General features: G+C 73.4%; 16 protein-coding genes. 9 read left to right on the top strand and 7 right to left on the bottom strand.

Translation table 11 applies throughout. From position 1 onward, the window contains the following. The first annotated feature begins 211 nt into the window (after positions 1–211). The gene (locus ACIBCA_RS27765; protein WP_396285744.1) at positions 212–1,051 is read left to right on the top strand and encodes a GNAT family N-acetyltransferase; all 840 of its coding nucleotides are present in this window, start codon (positions 212–214) and stop codon (positions 1,049–1,051) included. A gap of 49 nt (positions 1,052–1,100) precedes the next feature. Here the strand turns inward: ACIBCA_RS27765 and ACIBCA_RS27760 are convergent, their stop codons facing one another. Then, positions 1,101–2,108 carry an HAD family hydrolase gene (locus ACIBCA_RS27760; protein WP_396285743.1) on the bottom strand — a complete coding sequence of 336 codons (1,008 nt, stop codon included), beginning with the start codon at positions 2,106–2,108 and terminating at the stop codon, positions 1,101–1,103. Positions 2,109–2,950: 842 nt separating this feature from the next. On the opposite strand from ACIBCA_RS27760, the gene ACIBCA_RS27755 reads away from it, so the two are divergent. Further along, positions 2,951–3,403 carry a universal stress protein gene (locus ACIBCA_RS27755; protein ID WP_396285939.1) on the top strand — a complete coding sequence of 151 codons (453 nt, stop codon included), beginning with the start codon at positions 2,951–2,953 and terminating at the stop codon, positions 3,401–3,403. 33 nt (positions 3,404–3,436) lie between these two features. Here the strand turns inward: ACIBCA_RS27755 and ACIBCA_RS27750 are convergent, their stop codons facing one another. The 4 genes from ACIBCA_RS27750 to ACIBCA_RS27735 form a co-directional block, all read right to left on the bottom strand. Continuing rightward, the gene (locus ACIBCA_RS27750; RefSeq protein ID WP_396285742.1) at positions 3,437–4,627 is read right to left on the bottom strand and encodes an acyl-CoA dehydrogenase family protein; all 1,191 of its coding nucleotides are present in this window, start codon (positions 4,625–4,627) and stop codon (positions 3,437–3,439) included. Positions 4,628–4,775: 148 nt separating this feature from the next. After that, positions 4,776–5,762 (bottom strand): hydroxymethylglutaryl-CoA lyase, encoded by a 987-nt coding sequence (locus ACIBCA_RS27745; protein ID WP_396285741.1) that lies wholly within the window; start codon positions 5,760–5,762, stop codon positions 4,776–4,778. Further along, complete coding sequence (locus ACIBCA_RS27740; protein ID WP_396285740.1) at positions 5,759–8,068, bottom strand: acetyl/propionyl/methylcrotonyl-CoA carboxylase subunit alpha; 2,310 nt, start codon at positions 8,066–8,068, stop codon at positions 5,759–5,761. The genes ACIBCA_RS27745 and ACIBCA_RS27740 overlap by 4 nt, the downstream gene beginning before the upstream one ends. A gap of 112 nt (positions 8,069–8,180) precedes the next feature. Then, positions 8,181–9,893 (bottom strand): carboxyl transferase domain-containing protein, encoded by a 1,713-nt coding sequence (locus ACIBCA_RS27735; protein ID WP_396285739.1) that lies wholly within the window; start codon positions 9,891–9,893, stop codon positions 8,181–8,183. Positions 9,894–10,025: 132 nt separating this feature from the next. Between ACIBCA_RS27735 and ACIBCA_RS27730 the strand changes: the two genes are divergently transcribed. Both ACIBCA_RS27730 and ACIBCA_RS27725 read left to right on the top strand, forming a co-directional pair. Beyond that, the gene (locus ACIBCA_RS27730; RefSeq protein ID WP_396285738.1) at positions 10,026–10,706 is read left to right on the top strand and encodes a TetR/AcrR family transcriptional regulator; all 681 of its coding nucleotides are present in this window, start codon (positions 10,026–10,028) and stop codon (positions 10,704–10,706) included. Positions 10,707–11,171: 465 nt separating this feature from the next. Then, entirely contained in the window at positions 11,172–14,954 is a 3,783-nt protein-coding gene (locus tag ACIBCA_RS27725) for an ABC transporter ATP-binding protein (protein WP_396285938.1), read from the top strand. 73 nt (positions 14,955–15,027) lie between these two features. On the opposite strand, the gene ACIBCA_RS27720 is transcribed toward ACIBCA_RS27725, so the two are convergent. Beyond that, entirely contained in the window at positions 15,028–16,035 is a 1,008-nt protein-coding gene (locus ACIBCA_RS27720; protein WP_396285737.1) for an ATP-grasp domain-containing protein, read from the bottom strand. Positions 16,036–16,145: 110 nt separating this feature from the next. Here ACIBCA_RS27720 and ACIBCA_RS27715 point away from each other — a divergent pair, with 110 nt between their 5' ends. Then, positions 16,146–16,670, top strand: a complete 525-nt coding sequence (locus ACIBCA_RS27715; protein WP_396285736.1) for an NUDIX hydrolase — start codon at positions 16,146–16,148, stop codon at positions 16,668–16,670. A 112-nt stretch (positions 16,671–16,782) separates the two neighbouring features. Here the strand turns inward: ACIBCA_RS27715 and ACIBCA_RS27710 are convergent, their stop codons facing one another. Then, positions 16,783–17,526: a hypothetical protein gene (locus tag ACIBCA_RS27710; RefSeq protein ID WP_396285735.1), complete on the bottom strand. Its 744-nt coding sequence runs from the start codon at positions 17,524–17,526 to the stop codon at positions 16,783–16,785. A 568-nt stretch (positions 17,527–18,094) separates the two neighbouring features. On the opposite strand from ACIBCA_RS27710, the gene ACIBCA_RS27705 reads away from it, so the two are divergent. From ACIBCA_RS27705 to ACIBCA_RS27690, 4 genes are all read left to right on the top strand, one after another. After that, on the top strand, positions 18,095–19,573 hold the full coding sequence (locus tag ACIBCA_RS27705; RefSeq protein ID WP_396285937.1) for an APC family permease: 1,479 nt from the start codon (positions 18,095–18,097) through the stop codon (positions 19,571–19,573). Between the two features lie 188 nt (positions 19,574–19,761). Further along, positions 19,762–20,778: a tryptophan--tRNA ligase gene (gene trpS / locus ACIBCA_RS27700; RefSeq protein WP_396285734.1), complete on the top strand. Its 1,017-nt coding sequence runs from the start codon at positions 19,762–19,764 to the stop codon at positions 20,776–20,778. 169 nt (positions 20,779–20,947) lie between these two features. Beyond that, positions 20,948–21,901, top strand: a complete 954-nt coding sequence (locus ACIBCA_RS27695; protein ID WP_396285733.1) for an LD-carboxypeptidase — start codon at positions 20,948–20,950, stop codon at positions 21,899–21,901. Positions 21,902–21,922: 21 nt separating this feature from the next. Further along, on the top strand, positions 21,923–22,597 hold the full coding sequence (locus ACIBCA_RS27690) for a nucleoside/nucleotide kinase family protein (protein WP_396285732.1): 675 nt from the start codon (positions 21,923–21,925) through the stop codon (positions 22,595–22,597). Positions 22,598–22,945 lie beyond the last annotated feature (348 nt).

The following is a 22,945-nucleotide window of genomic DNA, read 5'->3' as shown; positions in this document are numbered from 1 at the left end:
AGGACCGTTCCCGGGGCTCCCGGGCTTCGTGCACCCGGCCGGCGGGTCTGGGCTGCGGATATGTCCAAGCGGGAGGCGCCCGTAAGAAATTGACCGAAAATCGGCGGTGCACAGGAGGGCGCACAGGTGCGGACCATGCGCCTCCCAGGCTTCATCCGGCCAGGGCCGGGGCGGCCGAACCCGGGCGCGACGGCCGGGTTACGGTCCTGCCGTGAACATCGACAGCCGGCTCGAACAGGCCAACGACAACGCCGCCGCCTTCTGGCTCGCCCAGGCGCGCGCGCACGACTGGCGGACCGTCACCGGCCCGGGCTGGACGGCGGCCCGCTGCGCCCGCACCCCGGAGGACGCCCAGCGCGTCGTCATCACCCGCCCCTACGCCGAACCCCGCGCGGTGGAGCAGGAGTTGGCCGACCTCCTGGCCGAGTGGGAGGCCGTCCGCTTCACCGTCGAGGACCCGTACGGCGGGCTCGACCTGAGCCGGCTCGGCGCCTCCCGGATGCCGATCATGCCGGTGATGGTCCGCGAACCCGGCCCGCTCGACCTCGCCGAAGCCGAAGCCGAAGCCGAGGTCGAGGTCGAGGCCAGGGTCGAGGCCGAGCGGCGGGCGAAGGAGAAGGGCCACGAGCGCGGCTCCCTGACGGTGCATGAGGCGCTGGCCGCCGACGAGTTCGCGCTGGTCGAGCGGGTGGTGGTCGACGGCTTCCCGCTGCCCGCCCGACAGCCCTGGGCCCGGGGTGTCGCCCTCCCCGAGGCGCTGCTGCACCAGCCCGGACTCCGGGGCTGGCTGGGCCGCATCGACGGCGCCCCGGCCGGAGCCTGCCTCACCTACGACGACGGCAAGGCCACCGGGGTGTACTGGGTCGCCACCCTGCCCGAGCGGCGCGGCCGGGGCGTGGCCCGGGCCGTGGTGGAGGCCGCACTGGCCCACGCCCACCCCGACCGCCCGGCCACCCTGGTCGCCACCTCGCTCGGCGAGCCCCTCTACCGCAAGCTCGGCTTCTCCACCCGGGCCGACACCTGCTGGTGGACGGGCAGCACGGGGCGCTGACGGCTGACGGCCGATGGCTGACGGACGCCCGCCCCGGTGGTGCTGCGTGCTACTGCGCCGCGGCCTCCATCGCTCCCGTCGCCGCTGCGGCACCCGGTGATCCGGCCGCCACGGTTGCCGCAGCCGCCACGGCTGCCACGGCTGTCCGTTGGGTGCCGTCAACGAGCAGGGCAAACCCGCCGGAGCGGTTTCGGACACCCGGCCCCGCTTCCGGGGTGGGGGCGCCGGCCGCTCCGGCGGCCACGGCAACGGGCGCATCCGGACCGCTCGGGGCGGCCGCCTTCGAACGCGCGCCGGTCCGCGCGCCGACGAGCGCCGCCGCCCGTACCGGTGCGGCGACGGCCCGCCGCCGCACCGGCCCGCCGGCCCGGACGCCCGGACGCGGTGAGGGTGCGGACCGTGCGGAGAGCACCTGGCCGACGGCCTCCGGCAGACCGGCCGCCTTCAGCGTCGGCCGGTAGCCGACCTCCGACCAGGGCCGCCCGTGGTGCAGCCAGACGCTGCGCAGCCCGGTCAGTTCGGCACCGGCGATGTCGGCGGGCGCGTGGTCCCCGACCATCCACGTGTGCGCGGCCCAGTCCCCCGTGGGCGCGACACCGCACCGCTGGGCGGCTATCTCGAAGATCAGAGGGTCCGGCTTGACGCAGTCGGCCTCCTCGGAGATGACCCAGCCGTCGACCATCGGCCCCAGCCCGGTCCGCCGGATCTTCTCCAACTGCGCCCGGGTGCCGCCGTTGCTGACGATCCCCAAGGTCCAGCCAGCCGCCCGCGCCGTCCGCAGCGCCTCCAGATTCCGGGGCGGACAGTGGATATGGGCGTTGATGCCACGTCGGAAGTGCGCGTGCAGGAAATCGACGGAGGCGTCCAGACCGTAGCGGCGCCTGACGGCGGACAGTACGGTGCTGCGCGGCACGTAGCCGCCGCCGTCGAGGGTGACGAACCAGTCGAGGTCGCCCGGCGGGAGGCGGTGTTCGGACAGGAAGTCCTGCGCCCACGCCCGGTATGCGGCGTCCCGGGGGAGCAGCGTGTTGTCGAGGTCGAACAGCAGCAGGGGCATGCCGAGCATGGTGCCAGCGCCCGCGCCTATGCATCTGGCAAATGCCAGAGTGCGTCCCGAAGGCGTACGGAGTGGCTGGAACGGGTCCGCGCCGGTCGGGAGACCGGTCGGGAGACCGGTCGGGAGGCCGGTCGGGAGGCCGACCGGGAGGCCGGGGGCGCGCCGGTGCGCCCGGGGTGGGTGGGGCGCGTGTGACGTCACGGTTCGCGACCGGTCGCAACGGATCGTCGCCGATCCATGACAGTCCGGTCACGGTGTCCCGTGGGCCTGTTGCGCCTCTCCGCTCGCTCCGTCAAGCTCCAGGGAACCTCCTTTCCGGAGGGGGCGCGATCGCCTGCGGGCAGGGCGCACCGGCAGGGCGGTTACATCCCCCTTTCGCGGGAACAACCTCGCTTCGGGGCTCGGCCGCTGGGCCGGGCCCGGCGCCCGTCGTACTCTGAAAGGAACAGGTCACATACGGTGCTGCGCGGTGCGGACCGACGTCATCCCGTGGGTGGGCCTGTTGCCCGGGCAGCGTTGTCCTCTCCTGTCGGCCCCTCTCCATCGAAGAGCCGTGAGCCATGGCTGGTATTGAGCCCTCCCGACCGGTCGAGCCGGAAGCGCCCCGCAGCGTGTCCGCAGCGACCGGGGCGAGCGGAGGCGACGGCGGAGCCGAAGCGGGCCGCGCGCAGGCCGGAGTCTCGGCGCTGGTCCGCGCGTTGCGCAGCCTGGCCCGCCGTGACCGCCCCGGCCCCCGCCAGCGGCGTGGCGAGCACCCGGCAAGCCCTGTGGAGCCCCCGGTGACGGGCGGCCGCCTGGGCCCGGGAGCCGAGCGCCCGGAGGCGGAGCGCTCGACGGACTCGGTGGAGGAGCCATCGACGGCCGTACCCGACCCGATGTTCCAGCACGGTGTGGTGGTCGGTTTCGACGGCTCGCTGTCGAGCGAGCGCGCCCTCGCCTACGCGGTCGGCATGGCGCGTCGTTCGCAGTGCGGCCTGGTGATCGTGCACGTCGCCAATCGCCTGCCCGCCACGGTGTGGGCCGGCTGTGAACCTCCTGTCTTCGTGGACCTCCCCGACCACCGGACCGAGGTCCTGGGTCTGGAGCTCGCCTGTGCGGACTTCCTCGCCGGGGTGCCCTGGATCCTGGTGGAGCGCGGAGGGGACATCTGCCACGAGATCGAGGAGGTTGGCCGTGAGTACGCCGCCGACGCGATCGTCGTCGGCACGACCCACGGCCTGCTCGGCAAGCTCTTCGGATCGGTCTCCGGGCGGCTGGCGCGGCGGGCCAACCGCCCGGTGATCGTGATCCCCTGACCGTCGGTCAGATCATGGTTGCCGTTCGGGTCCTCAGTACTTGATGCCCAACTCCCGGGCGATGAGCATGCGCTGCACCTCGGACGTACCCTCCCCGATCTCCAGGATCTTGCAGTCGCGCCAGAACCGGGCGACCGGGAACTCGTTCATGAAGCCGTACCCGCCGTGGATCTGGGTCGCCTCGCGGGCGTTGTCGACGGCGGCCTCGGACGAGTACAGCTTCGCGATCGCGGCCTCCTTCTTGAACGGTTCGCTGTGCAGCAGCCGGGAAGCGGCGTCCCGCCAGGCCAGGCGGGACATGTGGGCGCGCAGCTCCATGTCGGCGAGCTTGAACTGGATGGCCTGGTTGGCACCGATCGGGCGGCCGAAGGCCCGCCGCGTGCCGGCGTACTTGACGGACTCGTCCACGCATCCCTGGGCCAGGCCGGTGGCCAGGGCCGCGATCGCGATGCGCCCCTCGTCGAGGATGCGCAGGAACTGGGCGTAGCCACGGCCACGCTCGCCCAGCAGGTTGGCCGCGGGGACGCGGCAGTCGACAAAGGACAGTTCGCGGGTGTCGGAGGCGTTCCACCCGACCTTGGAGTACTTCTTCGAGACCGTGAAGCCAGGGGTCCCGCTGGGCACGATGATGGAGGAGATCTCCCGCACAGGCGAGCGGAATTCGCCCTCTTCACTCGAACGAGCGATCGGTTCGGTGAGCGCGGTGACGGTGACCAGTCCGGTGATGTCCGTGCCGGAGTTGGTGATGAAGCACTTGGTGCCGTTGATGACCCACTCGTCGGTGGCCTCGTCGTACCGCGCCGTGGTGCGGGTGGCGCCGGCGTCGGAGCCGCCCTCGGGCTCGGTCAGGCCGAAGGCGCCCAGGAGTTCGCCCGAGGTGAGCCGGGGCAGCCACTCGCGCTTCTGCTCCTCGGTGCCGAAGCGGTGGATCGGCATCGCGCCGAGGGAGACGGCGGCCTCGAGGGTGATCGCCACCGAGGAGTCCACACGGGCGAGTTCCTCCAGCGCCAGGCCGAGCGCGAAGTAGTCGCCGCCCATGCCGCCGTACTCCTCCGAGAAGGGCAGGCCGAACAGGCCCATGCGCCCCATCTCCTGGACGATCTCGTACGGGAACTCCTCCCGCTCGTAGAACTCCCCGATCTTGGGCGCCACCACGTCCTGGGCGAACTCGGCGACGGTGCGCCGCAGTTCCTCGTACTCGCTGCTGAGCCGGTGGTCGAGCATCTGATCCTCCTGGTGCCCGGCCGGTCGGGCCGTGGGCTTGGGTGGGAAGACCGCCGTCCGTCTGACGGTGTGACGGTCGCACGGTCTGATCTGAGGGTTGGGCGGGGGAGTTGAGCGGTGGATTTGGGCCGGGCGGTCGGGCCGGTGGTCAGCCCCGGGCCGCGCCGAGCAGGGCCTGGACGGTGCGGGACGGGCTCGGGCGGCCGAGGCGCTCGGCCATCCAGCCGCTGGTCGCGACCAGCGCGCGCAGGTCGACTCCGGTGCGGATGCCGAGCCCGTGCAGCATCCAGACCAGGTCCTCGGTGGCCAGGTTGCCGGTCGCGCTCTTCGCGTACGGGCAGCCGCCCAGGCCCCCGGCCGAGGCGTCCACCGTGGTGACGCCCTCGCGCAGCGCCGCCAGGGTGTTGCTGAGCGCCTGGCCGTAGGTGTCGTGGAAGTGCACGGCGAGCCGCTCGACCGGCACGCCGGCCCGGGCGAAGCCCGCGAGCAGGGCGGTGACCTGGCCGGGCGTGGCCACGCCGATGGTGTCGCCGAGGCTCAGCTCCGCGCAGCCCAGCTCCAGCAGCCGCACGCCGTAGCGGACCACCTGGTCGACCGGGACGGGGCCCTCCCACGGGTCGCCGAAGCACATCGAGAGGTAGCCGCGCACGGCCACCCCGGCCTCGGTGGCCCGGGCGACGACCGGGCGGAACATCTCCATGGCCTCGTCCGCCGAGCGGTTGAGGTTGCGCCGGGCGAAGGTCTCGGTGGCGCTGGCGAACACCGCGATGTCCGCGGTGTGATGGGCGAGCGCCCGGTCGAGCCCGCGCTCGTTGGGCACCAGCACCGGCAGCCGCAGCCCGGGGTGGCGCTCCGGCAGCCCGGCCAGCTTCGGGACCAGCTCCTCGGCGTCGGCCAGCTGGGGCACCCACTTCGGGTGGACGAAGCTGGTGGCCTCGACGGTGCGCAGCCCGACGGCCGCGAGCCGGGCGATGAACTCCGCCTTGACCTCGACCGGCACCAGGGACTTCTCGTTCTGCAGTCCGTCGCGCGGCCCCACCTCGTGGATGCGGACCTCCTCCGGCAGGCCGGGGGCGCGGACGGGGTCCGGCAGGCCCAGGTCGAGGGCGTCCGGCTCGCGGGCCCCGGCGGTCACGACCGCACCTCCGCGGCCTCGGGGGCGTCCTCGGCCGGGGTGACCACGACCAGCAGGTCCTCCATCGCGACGGTTGCACCGGCGGTGGCGCGCAGTTCGGAGACCACGCCGTCGTGCGGCGCGGCGATCACGTGTTCCATCTTCATGGCCTCCAGCACGAGCAGGGGCTGCCCCTTGCGGACGGCCTCGCCCGCGGTGGTCTTGACGACGGTGACGGTGCCGGGCATCGGGGCGGTGAGGGCGCCGTGGTGGGCGGCGGCGGAGGCGGCGCCCTCGCCGACGGGGTCGAAGGGGTGCAGCGGCCAGGCGTCCCCGTCGACGGAGATCCAGGTCACGGGGCCGGCGGCGAGGCCGGGGTCGGTGTCGACGGCCAGCGCGAAGGTGGTCTGCAGGCCGTCGACGGTCAGGTGCAGCCGGTCGCCGTCGCGGGCCGCTCGGGCGCGGTGGACGGGGCCGGCGTCGAGGCGGAGCTCCACCTCAGTGGCCGGGCTGGCCGGATTGTCAGTGGCATGAGCTAGCTTGCCGACAGTGATCGAACGGACGCCCACGGCGACCGGGTCCTGGCCGGGGGCCCGGAGGCGGTGGGTGGTCCAGGCGGGGGTGCCGCCCAGGCGCCAGCCGGAGGGAAGGGAGAAGGGGTCGGTCCAGCCGCCGGGGTCGGCGGCCGGGGTCAGGTCGAGGTGCCGTGCCAGCGCGGCCGCGTAGTAGAGGAGGTGGGCGGGTGACGGCGGTTCGGTCGTGGCGGCGGGAGCCGGCTGTGCGGAGTTCGCGGGGTCCGTCGTGCTCGTGGCGTCGGTCGCGTCAGGCGCGTCCGTGGTGTGCGTCGCCTGCGTCGTGCCCGCCGCGTTCGCCGGGGAGTACGGCGAGGCGAGCAGGTCCGGCTGCTGCCGGGCCGTCTGTTCCACCAGGCCGGTGTCCAGTCGGCCGGCGACGACGTCGGGGTGGGCGAGCAGTCGGCGCAGGAAGCCCGTGTTGGTCGTGACGCCCGGGAGGCGGGTGTCGGCCAGCGCGGCGCGGAGGCGGCGCAGCGCGGTCGGGCGGTCGGGCCCGTACGCGATGACCTTGGCGAGCATGGGGTCGTAGGCGCTGGTGACGACGGTTCCGGGGGCGACGCCGGAGTCGACGCGGATGCCCTCGCCCCGGGGCTCGTCCAGGGTGAGGATGCGGCCGCCGGTGGGCAGGAAGTCCCGTTCCGGGTCCTCGGCACAGATGCGGGCCTCGATGGCGTGGCCCAGGAAGGAGACGTCTGACTGGTCGAAGGTGAGCGGTTCGCCGGCGGCGATGCGCAGCTGCCACTCGACGAGGTCCAGCCGGGCCGAGTCGGGGCCGATGGCGACGGCGAGTTCGGTGACGGGGTGTTCCACCTGGAGGCGGGTGTTCATCTCCATGAAGAAGAAGTCCCGCACCCCCTCCTCGGAGGCGGAGGTGGAGGCGGGGGAGTCCGGGTCGATGCCGGGGACGATGAACTCCACGGTGCCGGCCCCGGTGTAGCCGCAGGACTCCGCGGCGCGGACGGCCGCGGCGCCCATCGCGGCGCGGGTCTCGGCATTGAGGAGAACGGAGGGAGCCTCTTCGATCAGTTTCTGATGGCGGCGCTGGAGGCTGCATTCGCGCTCGCCGAGGTGGACGGTGGTGCCGTGGGCGTCGGCGAGCACCTGCACCTCGATGTGGCGCGGGCGGTCCACCCAGCGCTCCAGGAGCAACGTGTCGTCGCCGAAGGCGGTGCGGGCGACGCGGCGGGCGGCGGCGATCTCGGTGGGCAGGTCGGCGCGGTCCCGCACCAGGCGCATGCCCTTGCCGCCTCCGCCGGCGGAGGGCTTGAGGAGGACGGGGTAGCCGATCTCGTCGGCGGCGGCGACGAGTTGCTCGTCGGTGGGCGCGGTGGCCTGGCTGCCGGGCACCACCGGGACGCCGGCGGCCCGGACGGCCTCCTTGGCGTTGATCTTGTCACCCATCAACTCGACGGCACCGGGAGGTGGTCCGATGAAGACGAGGCCCGCGTCGGCGCAGGCGCGGGCGAAGCCGGGGTTCTCGGCGAGGAAGCCGTAGCCGGGGTGGACGGCCTGGGCGCCGGTGCGGCGGGCGGCGGCGAGGATCTGGTCGGTCCGCAGGTAGGTCTCGGCCGCCGAGCTGTCGCTGCGGTCGGCCGGGCCGAGCCGGACCGCGACGTCCGCCTCGCGCACGTGCGGGGCGTCGGCGTCCGCGTCGCTGAACACGGCGACCGAGCGGACTCCGAGCCGCCGCAGGGTGCGGATGACCCGCAGGGCGATCTCGCCGCGGTTGGCGACCAGAACTGTGTCGAACATGGGAGGCGTTCCTCCGGGTCGAGGGGGCCGTACGAAGGAGGTGGGTGATGGGACGTGGCTGAGGGGGGAGGTGCCGGGGCGCCGGCGAACGCGGTCGCCGGCGCCCGGGGCCTCACATCCGGAAGACGCCGTACGGAGCCGGCGGCGCCAGCGGGGCGTTGGCGCAGGCGGTGAGGGCGAGGCCGACCGCGGTGCGGGTGTCCATCGGGTCGATCACGCCGTCGTCCCAGAGGCGGGCGGTCGCGTAGTAGGCGTTGCCCTGGCGCTCGTACTGCTCGCGGACGGGGCGCTTGAACTCCTCCTCCGCCTCGGCCGGCCACTGCTCGCCGCGCCCCTCCAACTGGTCGCGGCGGACGGTGGCGAGGACGGAGGCCGCCTGCTCGCCGCCCATCACGGAGATCTTGGCTCCCGGCCACATCCACAGGAAGCGAGGTGAGTAGGCCCGGCCGCACATCGAGTAGTTGCCGGCTCCGTACGAGCCGCCGATCACCACCGTCAGCTTCGGGACACGGGTGCAGGCGACGGCGTTGACCATCTTGGCGCCGTGCTTGGCGATGCCGCCCGCCTCGTACTGCCGGCCGACCATGAACCCGGTGATGTTCTGCAGAAAGAGGAGGGGGATGCCGCGCTGGTCGCACAACTCGATGAAGTGGGCGCCCTTGACGGCGGACTCGGAGAACAGCACCCCGTTGTTGGCGACGATGCCGACCGGGTGGCCGTGGATCCGGGCGAAGCCGGTGACCAGGGTCGCGCCGTACTCGGCCTTGAACTCGGCGAACCGGCTGCCGTCGACCAGCCGGGCGATGACCTCGCGCACGTCGTAGGGCGTGCGCGGGTCGACCGGGACGGCCCCGTACAGGCCGGCCGGGTCCACCGCCGGGGGCTCGGCCGGGGCGAGGGGCCAAGGCCGGGCCGCGCGCGGGCCGAGCCCGGCCACGATGGTGCGCACGATGGACAGGGCGTGGGCGTCGTCCTCGGCCAGGTGGTCCGTCACGCCGGAGGTGCGGGAGTGCAGCTCGCCACCGCCCAGCTCCTCGGCGGTGACCACCTCGCCGGTGGCGGCCTTCACCAGCGGCGGCCCGCCCAGGAAGATCGTGCCCTGGTTGCGGACGATCACCGCCTGGTCGCTCATCGCCGGGACGTACGCGCCGCCGGCCGTGCAGGAGCCGAGCACGGCGGCGATCTGCGGGATGCCCGCGGCGGAGAGCCGGGCCTGGTTGTAGAAGATCCGGCCGAAGTGGTCGCGGTCGGGGAACACCTCGTCCTGCATGGGGAGGAAGGCGCCGCCGGAGTCCACCAGGTAGACGCAGGGGAGGCGGTTCTCCAGCGCGACCTCCTGGGCGCGCAGGTGCTTCTTCACCGTCATCGGGTAGTAGGTGCCGCCCTTGACGGTGGCGTCGTTGGCGACCACCACCACCTCGCGCCCGGCGACCCGGCCGATGCCGGCGATCACCCCGGCCGCGGGCGCCGCGCCGTCGTACATGCCGTCGGCGGCCAGCGGAGCCAGCTCCAGGAAGGGCGAGGCCGGGTCGAGCAGGGTGTCCACCCGGTCGCGGGGGAGGAGCTTGCCGCGCGCCGTGTGCCGGGCGCGGGCCTTGGCGCCGCCGCCGAGGGCCGCCGCGTCGAGCTTCGCCCGCAGCTCGGCGACCAGCGCGCGGTGCGCCTCGGCGTTGGCCTGGAAGGCGGCGGAGCCCGGGTCGGCGGAGGTGCCGAGCCCGGGTGCCGGGGCGGCGGCACCCGGGGCCGGGGATCCCGGCGCCGCGGTGGTCCCGGTCGTCGGGCCGAACTGGAGGCCGGTAGGTGCGCCTGCGGTGGAGATGACCATTCCCAAGAGCTCCCTTGCCCTCGGCACCAGGTGAGCGGCCGGGTTGCGGTCCGCCCGTGATCCCTACGTTAATGAACGTTAACTTACGCGCCCAGGTTAACGGCCGATAACCCCACTGTCTACGATGGTCGGATGCCGAACGTCCCAGCAGCCTCCTCGCTCCCGCGCCGTGACCAGATCCGCCGTGAGGCCGCGCGACTGTTCGCGGCCCGGGGGTTCCTGGGCGTGGGCGTGGACGAGATCGGCAAGGCGGTCGGCATCAGCGGCCCCGGGCTCTACCGCCACTTCGCCGGCAAGGACGCGATGCTCGCCGACCTCCTGGTCGGCATCAGCGAGCGCCTGCTCGAGGAGGGGCGCCGCCGGGCGGCCGGCGGGGACGGTCCGGCGGCGGCCCTGGACGCGCTCATCGGCGGGCACGTCGAGTTCGCCCTCGACGACCGCGACCTGATCACCCTCCACGACCGCGAGCTGCTGAACCTCAAGGACGAGGACCGCCGCACCGTCCGCCGGCTCCAGCGCGGCTACCTGGAGCTGTGGGTGGACGTGGTCCGCCAGGCGTACCCGTCGCTGGCCGCCCCCGCCGCCGAACCGGTGGCCCGGGCGACCGTCCACGCCGTCTTCGGCCTGATCAACTCCACCCCGCACAGCCTCGGCTCGAACCCGGGCCACGGCGAGCGCTCCGGCCTCCAGCGCGACGGCATGGCCGCCCTGCTGCGCACCCTCGCCCTCGGCGCCTTCGCCGCCGCCGCCGGCTCGGCCACCGACCCCGCCGCCGGCTCGACCCCCGAAGCGGAAGCGATCGCCGGGTCCTGAGCATCCGCCCGCCCGAGCCCGTACCCCCACCCTCGGCAGGGCAGGGCAGGGCAGGGCAGGGCAGGGCAGGGCAGGACAGGGCAGGACAGGGCAGGGCAGGGCGCACGGCCTAGGTCCAAAGGCGGTTCCCCGCCCGCCCCTGGTCGCTGGGCGGCGCGGCGGACCCTCGGCGAGGCTGGAGGGAGTGTGGCGGACGGGCCGGTCGAACCGGGATTCGAACGGGAATCACGGCAGGCCGCAGGCTGTTGGCCACACCGCCAGGGCCGAAAACGTCATGGCGGCCACTCGACGAAATGGTTAGCATCCCTAAATATGCCCGAGACTCACGGATCTACGGTGGAGCAACCCCAGCAAGCCCCGAGCGGCCCCCCGACCCCGGGCGAGACCGCTGAAGCGGCGCCCGCCGACGCCCCGCAGACCGCCGACGCCCCGCAGGCTCCCGACGCCCCGCAGGCGTCCGGCTGGCTGCGCCGCCTGATCGGCTACAGCTGGCGGTCGCGCCGCAGCCTGCTGCTGGCCTTCGGCGCCTCGCTGCTCGGCATGGCCGTCACCTCGCTGGTGCCGCTGGTCACCAAGCTGATCATCGACGACGTCATCACCAGCCACTCCCGCCCCCTGGCCCCCTGGGCGGTGGTGCTGCTGCTCGCGGCCGCCGTGGTCTTCGGCTGCACCCAGGTACGCCGCTACTACGGCGGCCAGCTCGCCCTGGACGTCCAGCACGACATGCGCGCCGACCTGTTCCGGTCGATAGGCCGGCTGGACGGCCACCGCCAGGACCGCCTGGACACCGGCCAGGTCGTCGGCCGGGCCACCTCGGACCTCCAGCTGATCAACGGCCTGCTGTCGATGGTGCCGATGATGACCGGCTACCTGCTGATGTTCGTCATGTCGCTGGCCGTCATGCTCTGGCTCTCCCCGCCGCTGACCCTGGTCGCCCTGGTGATGGGCCCCGCGCTCTGGTGGGTCTCCGTCCTCAGCCGCAAGCGCCTCTTCCCCGCGACCTGGGCCGCCCAGCAGGAGGCGGCCGCCGTCGCGGGCGTGGTGGACGGCGCGATCGGCGGCGTCCGCGTGGTGAAGGGCTTCGGCCAGGAGGCGCAGGAGCTGGACAAGTTGGAGGAGGCGTCCCGCCACCTCTTCGCCGCGCGGCTCCGCTCAATCCGGCTCAACGCCCGCTACAACCCCGCGATGCAGGCGATACCCGCCCTGGCCCAGGTCGCGGTGCTGTTCTTCGGCGGCTGGCTGGCCGTGGACGGCCAGGTCTCGCTCGGCACCTTCGTCGCCTTCTCCACCTACGTCGCGGCGATGACCGGCCCGGTGCGGATGCTGACGATGGTCATCACCGTCGGCCAGCAGGCCCGGGCGGGCGTCGAGCGCGTCCTGGAGCTGATCGACGAGCGCCCGCTGGTCCAGGAACGCCCCGACGCGCTGACCCTCGACCTCACCACCTCCGCGAACACCGACGGTGACCGCACCGGCGTCGGCCCCCGTACCCCCGGCGTCGCCCTGGAGTTCGACCAGGTCGAGTTCCGCTACGACCCCGAGCACCCCGACCCCGTCCTGCACGGCCTCGACCTCACCCTGGCCCCCGGCGAGACCCTCGCCCTGGTCGGCGCCTCCGGCTCCGGCAAGTCGACGGTGGCCCACCTGGTGCCCCGCTTCTACGACCCGGCGGCCGGCACCGTCCGGCTCTACGGCCACGACCTGCGCGACCTCACCCTGGACTCCGTCCGCGCGGCGGTCGGCATCGTCCCCGAGGAGAGCTTCCTCTTCTCCGAGTCGGTGAGCACCAACATCGCGTACGGCCGCCCGGACGCCACCGAGGAGCAGATCCTCGCCGCCGCCCGCGCCGCCCAGGCCGACGAGTTCATCCGCGCACTGCCGGACGGCTACGACACCAAGGTCGGCGAACAGGGCCTGACCCTCTCCGGAGGCCAGCGCCAGCGCATCGCCCTGGCCCGCGCGATCCTCACCGACCCGCGCATCCTGCTGCTGGACGACGCCACCTCGGCCGTCGACCCGCAGATCGAGGCGGAGATCCACGACGCCCTGCGCTCGGTGATGGCCGGCCGCACCACCCTGCTGATCGCCCACCGCCGCTCGACCCTCCAGCTCGCCGACCGCATCGCCGTCCTGGACCACGGCCGACTGCTGGACCTCGGCACGCACGAGGAACTCCAGGCCCGATGTCCCCAGTACCGTGCCCTGATCACCGACCCCGAAGCCGGCCGCACCCCGGCACAGGACCCCGCGACGGCCCTCGGCCTGACCGAACAGACCGGACAAGCCGAACAGACCGGACAGGCCGAGCAGACCGAGCAGCCCGCCGAGAACACCCCTGCGAAGGCCACCCAGAACCCCCCGCAGCTCCCCACCCCCGCCCTCACCAAGGCCGCCCGCACCGCCGACGCCGAGCTGCTGGCCAAGGTCGCCGCCCTCCCGCCCGCCGCCGACGCCCCCGAGGTCCCGCGCGCCCAGGCCGAGGCCGGAGACGCCGACTTCACCCTCCGCCGCCTGCTGCGCCCCTTCCGCGCCCCGCTGGCCCTGGCCTTCCTCCTCGTCGCCCTGGACGCGGCCGCCGCCCTGGTCCTCCCGGTGCTGATCCGCAGCGGTATCGACGAGGGCGTCAGCAAGACCCTGATGTCCGGCGTCGTGGTGGCCTCCCTCATCGCGCTCGCCGTCGTCCTGGTGGACTGGGTGGTGCAGGGCGCCGAGAACCGGGTCAGCGGCCGCACCGGCGAACGCGTGCTCTACACGCTCCGGCTCAAGATCTTCGCCCACCTCAACCGCCTCGGACTGGACTACTACGAGCGCGAGCTGACCGGCCGGATCATGACCCGGATGACCACCGACCTGGACTCGCTGACCTCCTTCCTCCAGACGGGCCTGGTCACCTTCGTCGTCAGCCTGCTGACCTTCGCCGGCATCTTCGCCGCCCTGCTGATCATCGACGCGGGCCTGGCCCTGGTGGTCTTCGCGGTGCTGCCGTTGCTGGTGATCGCCACGCTGGTGTTCCGCCGCAAGTCCAAGGCGCAGTACGAACTCTCGCGCGACCTGATCAGCACGGTCAACGCCGACCTGCAGGAGAACGTGGCCGGCATGCGGATCGTCCAGGCGTTCCGCCGCCTGGACACCAACACCGACCGCTTCGTGGCCCGCGGCATCGCCTACCGCGACGCCCGCGTCCGCGCGCAGCTCTACATCTCCCTCTACTTCCCGTTCGTGCAGTTCCTCTCCAGCGTGGCCGCCGCCCTGGTGCTGATCGTGGGCGCGGCCCGGGTGGACGACGGGACGCTGACGGTCGGCGCGCTGGTCGCGTACCTGCTGTACATCGACCTGTTCTTCGCCCCCGTCAACCAGCTCTCCCAGGTGTTCGACGGCTACCAGCAGGCGTCGGTCGGCCTCGGCCGGATCAGGGAACTGCTGCGCACCCCGACCACCACCGCCGAGGCGGCCGAGCCGGTGCCGGTCACCGGGCGGCTGCGCGGCGAGATCACCTTCGAGGGCGTCGGCTTCGCCTACAACGGCGGCGCGGACGGCGCCCCGGACGTGCTGACGGACGTGAACCTGCACGTCCCGGCCGGTCAGACGGTGGCGCTGGTCGGCGAGACCGGCGCGGGCAAGTCGACGCTGGTCAAGCTCGTCGCCCGGTTCTACGACGCGACGGCCGGCACCGTGCGGGTCGACGGCGTCGACCTCACCCGCTACGACCTCGCCCAGTACCGCCACCGCCTCGGCGTGGTGCCGCAGGAGGCGTACCTGTTCGCGGGCACCGTCCGCGAGGCGATCGCGTACGGGCGGCCCTCCGCCACTCCCGCCGAGGTGGAGGCGGCGGCCCGGGCGGTCGGCGCGCACGACATGATCGTCCGGTTGTCGGACGGCTACGACCACGAGGTCGCGGGCCGTGGGCGGAACCTCTCGGCGGGTCAGCGCCAGCTGATCGCCCTGGCCCGGGCCGAACTGGTCGACCCGGACGTCCTGCTGCTCGACGAGGCCACCGCGGCGCTCGACCTGGCCACCGAGGCGGCGGTCAACCGCGCCGCCGACCGGCTCAGCGGCGGGCGCACCACCCTGGTCATCGCCCACCGCCTGACCACCGCCGAGCGCGCCGACCGGGTGGTCGTGCTGGACCACGGCCGGGTGGTCGAGGACGGCACCCACACCGAACTGCTCACCCGGGGCGGGGCGTACGCCAAGCTCTGGCAGGCGTTCATCGCGGAGGGCCACCCGGAGCCCGAGCCGGTCGGGTAGCGGCAATCTCCGACGGCCGACCGGGATCGCGTCCCGGTCGGCCGTCGGGCGTTGCAGGCATCCTCCGGCCGCCTCAGGCGGCGATCAGCGAGGTCAGCAGCCCGGAGGCGTCGACCCCGCGCGGCAGGTCGCTCACCTGCCCGTCCCCGACCTCGACCACCCGCCAGCCGGAGCCGTCCGCCAGACGGGCCAGGTCGGTGGTGACGAACCGGCAGCCGAGCGTGCGCACCAGCGAGGAGACGCCCGCGAGTTGCGGATCGACGACCTGGTGCGGCGTGTCCGGGTGCGGGCCGACCAGGATGGGCCGCCCGTCCAGCCACCACACCCGCGCCTCCACGGCTCTCCCACCGCCCGAACCGCTACCGCCCGAACCGCTACCGCCCGAGCCGCTACCGTCTGAACCACGGCCGCCCGAAGCGCCGCCGCCCGAGCCGTTGGCGACCACCGCCACCGCCACCGCCCCCGCCCGCTCGAACTCCTCGAACCGCCGCAGCACCACCCCGCCGGCCAGGAACTCGCCCTGCAGTTCGACGAACCGCCCCACCACCCGGCCGACTGCCGCCAGGTCCGCCAACTCCGGGACGTAGCAAGCCTCGTGCCACTCGTGCTTGCGCGACTTCACGTAGTCCTTGACGATCGCCGGCCCGCTCCCGCCGAGCCGCGCCACCGCCGCCGCCAGCTCCTGAGTCCCGGGAGCCGCCCCGTCCCCGTACGGAATCCACGCACTCGGCGGCGTCGCCCCCTCGAACACCCCGTACCAGCCGGGCAGTTCATGGGCCGTCCGGTACCCCGCCGGGCTGGTCAGCAGATGGCAGCCACGGGCGGCGAGCGCGGCGGCGAAGCCCGCGTAACGGGCGGAGGGCAGCATCCAACCCCGGTACCAGAGCGGGCCGGTGCCCTCCGGCACCCGCCGGACGGCCTCCTCGGCGTCGGCGGCGTCCCCGGTGAGCAGCGCGTCGTGGTCGACCAGATGGTGCACCCCGCCCAGGTCACGCAGCAGCCGGGCCTCCCAGGCGAAGTGCGGGTCGGGCCGACGCGGGTTGAGCGGATCGGCCGGGAAGAGGATCGCAGGAGAAGGCATGGCGGTCAGGGTACGGCTCCGGGCCGGTCCTGACGCCGTGCGCGCGCAAGCGGCCGCCGCCGCACACGAATTCACTCGACCACCCCGGCCCCCGGTGCCACAGTGGCCCGATGCGAAATCTGCTGCGTCCACGCCGACGCGTCTCCCGGCAGGCCGCCCGCACGGTGGTGCTGGACGCGAGCGGCTCGGTCTTCCTCTTCCGCTCGGACAACCGCGAGGTGGGTGTCCACTGGACGATGCCGGGCGGCGGCCTGGAGGCGGGGGAGACCCCGTGGGAGGGCGCCCGGCGCGAGCTCTGGGAGGAGACCGGCTGGACGGACCTCGAACCCGGCCCGCTGCTCTGCACCTGGGAGCACGACTTCACCTGGCACGGCACGCCCGTGCGCCAGCACGAGCACATCTACCTCGCCACCGGCCCGCACCGGGGCCCGGTCGGCGACGTCAGCGCGGTGCACGCCACCGACCGCATCCTCGACTGGCGCTGGTGGACGGCGGCCGACCTCGCCGACGGGAACGCGGACGCGCTCTGGCCGCCCCGGCTGCCGGAACTGCTGGAGCCCGTCCGCACCGGATGGGCCGTCGACGGGCGCGCACCGGCGCCCGTCGACCTCGGCTACATCCCGAACAAGCGCTGAACCAAGCGCTGAACCAGGCGCGCGACCAAGAGCTGAACCAAGCACTGAACCAGGCGCGAAACCAAGCGCTGAACCAAGCGCCGAACCCCGGCCCGTACGAGCCGGGCGGTCGTCAGGGCCGTCCGCCCCGCCGCCCCCGTACGGCCGGAACGCACTCCCAGCCGTGCAGTTCCAGCTCCCGGTCGTGCAGCGCGGCCGGGTTCATCAGCACCGTCAGCCGGGCGCCCGCCAGCTGCTCCGGGCCGAGCCCGGTGGCGGACATCAGGTGGTCGGTCGGCACCGACACGGCGATCGCCGGCCGCCAGGAGGGCAGGACGACGAGGCTGGTGCCGCGCCCGATCCGCAGCGGCCGTGCCGCCACCCGGATCGGCGCCCGCTCCTCCGGTCGCCCCACGGCCTCGGCCGGACCGGGTCCGCCGCCGATCAGGACGCCCAGCTGCGGTACGGCGGGCCCGGGCGGCGCCTCGGCCATGGAGGCCGTCACGGGGAAGGCGTCCGCGGCCGGGCGCACCCGAGCGGTCACCTCGCCCTGACCGGGGAAGCCGGTCGACCCGTTCGGGTCGGACACGGCCGTCTCCCGTTCGGCCGCCCCCTGCCCGGTCGGTGTCGTCGGCGGGTGCATCCGCCGCAGCCGCCGCGAGGGCGAGGGCCGCAGCGGGACGAATCCGCGGGGCTGTTCGCCCCCCGGTCGCGGCGAGGGCACCCGCGCCGCGCGCTCGGCCTCCGAGGCCGCCTGTCCGAAGCGGACGGGCTCAACCGGGGCGCCGCCGGACGGATGTGAGCCGTCGTCGGAGCCGGGCACCGCCTCCGAGTCGCGCGGACCGCGCGGCTGCGGCACGGAGTCGTACCGGGTCACCCCGTCGGCGGTCGTCGCGATCGAACAGCGTGCGGCTTGTGAAGCAGAAGAGGAGGGGGGCGGCGGGGGTTGAGGCGCGGAGGCGCTTCCGGCACCCGGAGCGCCGGGTAGGGACGGGTCGGTCGTGGAACGGAACGAGGTCATCGGCGGGCCCTTCACGGAACGGTCCGACGATCCTCCCGCACCGCGCCACCAGGGCCAAGCCTCGAACCCGGCCGCTTACCCGACTCTTGCCCGACTCCTGCCCCGCCCCTACGGCACGTGTCGGCCCGACTGCCGGGCGCGACGGTCCCGCCTCCCCCGGGGCCCGTCACCCCTGCCCTTCCCCAAGGGGAGGCCAACAGCAGGCAATGACAAACCTTCCCCAAGTGCAAAAAATCACCAAGAGTTGGTCTATTCAACCTTCAGTCCACGCACTTAGAGTGCGTTGGTGGTCGATCAGCAGCTCTCAGAGCACGCAAGCAGCGGCCGGGCAACGGCGCCCGCCGCTCCGCAGGGTGCCCCGGTCAGTGGTGCCAGTGGTGGAGTCCCCGACGCGGGGACGGCTGGGGGAGCGGGGGACAAGGGCCTGCGGGGCGACTCGGTGGGCCTGCTGGGCAGCGTGGTGCTGGGCGTCTCGACGGTCGCCCCGGTCTACTGCCTGACCGCGACGCTCGGGCCGACCGTCACCGCGGTCGGGCTGCAGATGCCCGCCGTCTTCCTGGCGGGATTCCTGCCCATGCTGCTCGTGGCGTTCGCCTACAAGGAGCTGAACAAGGACTTCCCGGACTGCGGGACCTCCTTCACCTGGGCGGTGCGGGCGTTCGGTCCGCGGGTCGGCTGGATGGCCGGCTGGGGGCTCACCGTCGCGACCATCATCGTGCTGTCCAACCTGGCCGGAGTGGCGACGGACTTCCTCTACCTGATGCTCGGTGAGATGACCGGCAGCGGCTGGGTCACCGAGCTCGACCGGAACAAGGCCGTCCACCTGCTCACCGTCGTCCTGCTGATCGCCGGCGCCACCGCCATGAGCTACCGGGGGATGACGGCCACGAAGTGGTTCCAGTACGGCCTGGTCGGCCTCCAACTGGCCGTGCTGCTGCTGTTCTCCGGCGTCGCCGTCGGCAAGGCGCTCTCCGGGGGCCTGCCGGACTCGGTCGGCTTCTCCCTTTCCTGGCTCAACCCGTTCGAGGTCGGCTCGTTCAGCGCCTTCACCGCCGGCCTCTCGCTGTCGATCTTCATGTACTGGGGCTGGGATACCTGCCTCACCATGAACGAGGAGACCCTCGGCAGCGCCAGGACCCCCGGCCGCGCCGCGCTGATCTCCATGGTCACCCTGGTCGGCTCCTACCTGCTGGTCGCGATCGCCTCCCAGATGTTCGCGGGCGTCGGCACCACCGGTACGGGCCTGGGCAACCCGGCCACCGCCGACAACGTCTTCGCCGCGCTCGCCCGCCCGGTGCTCGGCTCGCCGTGGAGCATCCTGCTCTTCCTCGCCGTGGTCGCCAGCGCCGCCGCCAGCCTGCAGACCACCTTCATCCCGGTGGCCCGCACCCTGCTCGCGATGAGCGCCTACCGCGCCGTGCCGCCGCGCTTCGGCGCCGTCCACCAGCGCTTCCGCACTCCCGGCCACGCCACCGTGGCGGCCGGCGTCGCGACCGCCGTCTTCTACGTCGGGATGAGCCTGATCAGCGAGAACGTCGTCCAGGACACCATCCTGGCGCTCGGCCTGATGATCTGCTTCTACTACGCGCTGACCGCCTTCGCCTGCGCCTGGTACTTCCGCCGCACCCTGCGCACCAGCCCGCGCGACCTCCTCCTCAAGGGCCTCGCCCCGCTCACCGGCGGCCTGCTGCTGAGCGCCGTCTTCCTCCAGACCCTCACCGACGCCTGGTCGCCCGACTACGGCAGCGGCTCCCTCCTCGGCATCGGCTCGGTGTTCGTCATCGGCGTCGGCATCCTGCTGCTCGGCGCCGCGCTGATGACCGGGTACGGCCTGGTCCGGCCGGAGTTCTTCCGCGGCGAGACGCTGCGCCAGGACACCCCCGCCCTGGTCGTCGAGGACTGACGGCCGGTACCCTCGACCGCATGAAGCGCTTCGCAGACCTGTGCTGGTGGCCGTCCTAGGACGGCCACCCCACTCGCCTGACCAGGGCCGTCCGGGATGGACGGCCCTGTCGCGTTTCCACCGCAGGACGGGCCCCTCGCCCCGGACGGCCGCGCACCGACGCAGCCACCCGTACGAGGAGAAACCCGATGACCACCACCCCCGCCCCCACCCCGACCGAGCGCGTCCTCACCGGGGACCGCCCCACCGGGCCGCTCCACCTCGGGCACTACTTCGGCACCCTGCAGAACCGGGTCCGCCTCCAGAACCAGGGCGTCGAGATGTTCGTCCTGGTCGCCGACTACCAGGTGATCACCGACCGGGACGTCGCCGACCGGCTCGCCGAACACACCGAGAACCTCGTCCTCGACTACCTCGCGGCGGGCCTCGACCCCGAGCGCACCACGATCTTCGCCCACAGCGCGGTCCCCGCCCTCAACCAGCTGATGCTGCCCTTCCTCAGCCTGGTCAGCGTCGCCGAACTCAGCCGCAACCCCACCGTCAAGGACGAGATCGCCCACTCCCGCCAGTCGGGCGTCAGCGGACTGATGTTCACCTACCCCGTCCACCAGGCCGCCGACCTGCTCTCCTGCAAGGCCACCCTCGTCCCCGTCGGCCAGGACCAGGTGCCCCACCTCGAAGTCGCCCGCACCGTCGCCCGCCGCTTCAACGAGCGCTACCCCCACGCCGACGGCACCGGCGTCTTCCCCGCCCCGCAACCCCTGCTCTCCGAAGCCCCCATGCTGCTCGGCACGGACGGCGGCAAGATGAGCAAGAGCCGGGGCAACGCCATCTCCCTCGGCGCCACCGAGGACGAGACCGCCCGCCTGATCCGCGGCGCGAAGACCGACGCCGACCGCCGCATCACCTACGACCCCGCCACCCGACCCGAGGTCTCCAGCCTCGTCCTGCTCACCGCGCTCTGCCAGGAACGCGACCCCGAGACCGTGGCCGAGGAACTCGGCGACGGCGGCGCCGCCGCGCTCAAGCGCACCACCACCGAGGCCGTCAACGAGCACCTGCGCCCGCTGCGCACCCGCCGCGCCGAACTCGCCGCCGACCGCACCCACCTCCGGCAGGTCCTGCGCGACGGCGCCCAGCGGGCCGGGGCCGTCGCCGAGGCCACCCTCGCCGAGGTGCGGGAGGTGATGGGGGCCGTGATCTGAAGAGGTCTCAACCCGCCGCCGCCACCGCCGCACATCGCCCCGACCGGACCTGGGCATATCGTCACCGGGCGGCCTCGGTCCCTCCGAGGCCGCCCGCACACCTGCGCACCTCCCTCTGCGCGCTCCCTCGTACGCCCGTGCGTTCCCTCCCGAAAGGCGGACCGGCCCCATGGACCAGCACCCGACCACACCCGGCCAGGGGCTGACCCGGCCGCCGCACCTGCGCCCCGGCGACCACATCGTCGTCGTCGCCCCCAGCGGCCCGATCGACCCCGAGCGCCTCACCGCGGGCTGCGCCGTCCTGCGCTCCTGGGGCCTGCGCGTCACCGTCGCCCCGCACGTCCTCGACACCCACCCCGACCTCGGCTACCTCGCCGGCACCGACGCCCACCGCGCCGCCGACCTCCAGTCCGCCTGGCTCGACCCCGACGTCGACGCCGTCATCTGCGCCCGCGGCGGCTACGGCGTCCACCGCATGGTCGACCTGCTCGACTGGACGGCCATGGCCACCGCCGCCCCGAAGGCGTTCATCGGCTTCAGCGACGTCTCCTCCCTCCACGAAGCCTTCGCCCGCCGCCTCGGCCTCGCCACCCTGTACGGGCCCATGGCCGCCGCCGGCTCCTTCGTCAACGACGGCCCCACCGCCGAGCACCTGCGCCGCACCCTCTTCGACCCGGCCGCCACCACCGTCCTCACCTCGCCCACCGCCACCCCGCTCGTCGGCGGCCGGGCCCACGGCGTCACCGCCGGCGGCTGCGTCCACGTCCTCGCCGCCGAACGCGGGACCCCAGCCGCCCGGCCCTCGTACGCCGGCGCCATCCTCCTCCTCGAGGACGTCAACGAGCACCCGTACCAGCTCGACCGCCTGCTCACCCAGTTCCTGCGCTCCGGCGCCCTGGACGGCCTCGCCGGTATCGCCCTCGGCTCCTGGGAGGGCTGCGGACGACCCGAACGCGTCCGCGCGGTGATGCTCGACCGCCTCGGACCACTCGGCATACCTGTCCTCTGGGAACTGGGCTTCGGCCACTGCCCGTCCAGCCTCACCGTCCCGCTCGGCGTCCCCGCCGTGCTCGACGCCGACGCCGGAACGCTCACCTTCGAGGTCCCGGCCCTCCGCGCGTAAGAGAGGGCCTAGGGTGCGGCCATGAACGAGGCCACCCCGACCGCCCTCGCCCTCGGACTCCTCCGCGGCCCGGGCAGCACCGCCCGCACGATCCTCGGACTTGCCGGCCCGCCCGGCGCCGGCAAGTCCACCCTCGCCCGCCACCTGGTCACCGAGATCAACCGCGCCGAAGGCCCCGGCACCGCCGCCTACGTCCCGCTCGACGGCTTCCACCTCTCCGCCGCCCAGCTCGACCGCCTCGGCCTCACCCACCGCAAGGGCGCCCCCGCCACCTTCGACGCCCACGGCTACCTCGCCCTGCTGCAGCGCATCGCCGCCGACCGCTTCCAGGACATCTACGTCCCCGACTTCGACCGCACCCTCGACGAACCGGTCGCCGCCCGCCACGTCGTCCACCCGCAGACCCGCCTCGTCGTCACCGAAGGCAACTACCTCGCCTCCACCGACACCCCCTGGCCGGACGCCCGCCGCCTGCTGCGAGAACTCTGGTACGTCCACGCCGACGACACCGTCCGCGAGGACCGCCTGCTGCGCCGCCACCGCGACGGCGGCCGCGACGAGGCCACCGCCCGCCACTGGGTCACGGGCAACGACCATCCCAACGGCGAGTACGTGAAGGCCGGCCGCCCGCTCTGCACCCGGACCGTCTCCGGAACCGATTTGCCCCTGGCGCCGGAAAGCCGTACTGTTCTCTAGTCGCTCGGCAGGGAGCACCGGACACGCATCGGCGCGGACGGTCCCGGGGCGGCCAATCCTTCGAAACACCACTTCCCAGTTCGGGCTGGGTCGCGTCTTCGCTTTTTCGGGTCGCGGCTTGGGCCTTATTCGGCGTGCTCGTTTTATCGGATTGCGGCCGGATTCGCTTTTCGGAGCGGGGATCGGCTAGAGTTTGAAACGTCGGACGGGGCGTCAAACCCCGGAAGACACCAGCGAGTTGGATGAAGAAGCCCCGGAAAACGGAGCGGAAAACATCTGATAAGCTGGAAACACGAAAGAACGAAGCGCCCAGAGGGCCCGCTGGAAGGCGGCTCGAAGGAAGCGTCC

Origin of the sequence: Kitasatospora sp. NPDC051170, from assembly GCF_044455705.1 — a bacterium.
In the GTDB taxonomy this organism is placed as follows: domain Bacteria; phylum Actinomycetota; class Actinomycetes; order Streptomycetales; family Streptomycetaceae; genus Kitasatospora.
Note: the sequence above shows the minus strand (reverse complement) of the source record. Positions and strands in the feature narration are given on the sequence as shown.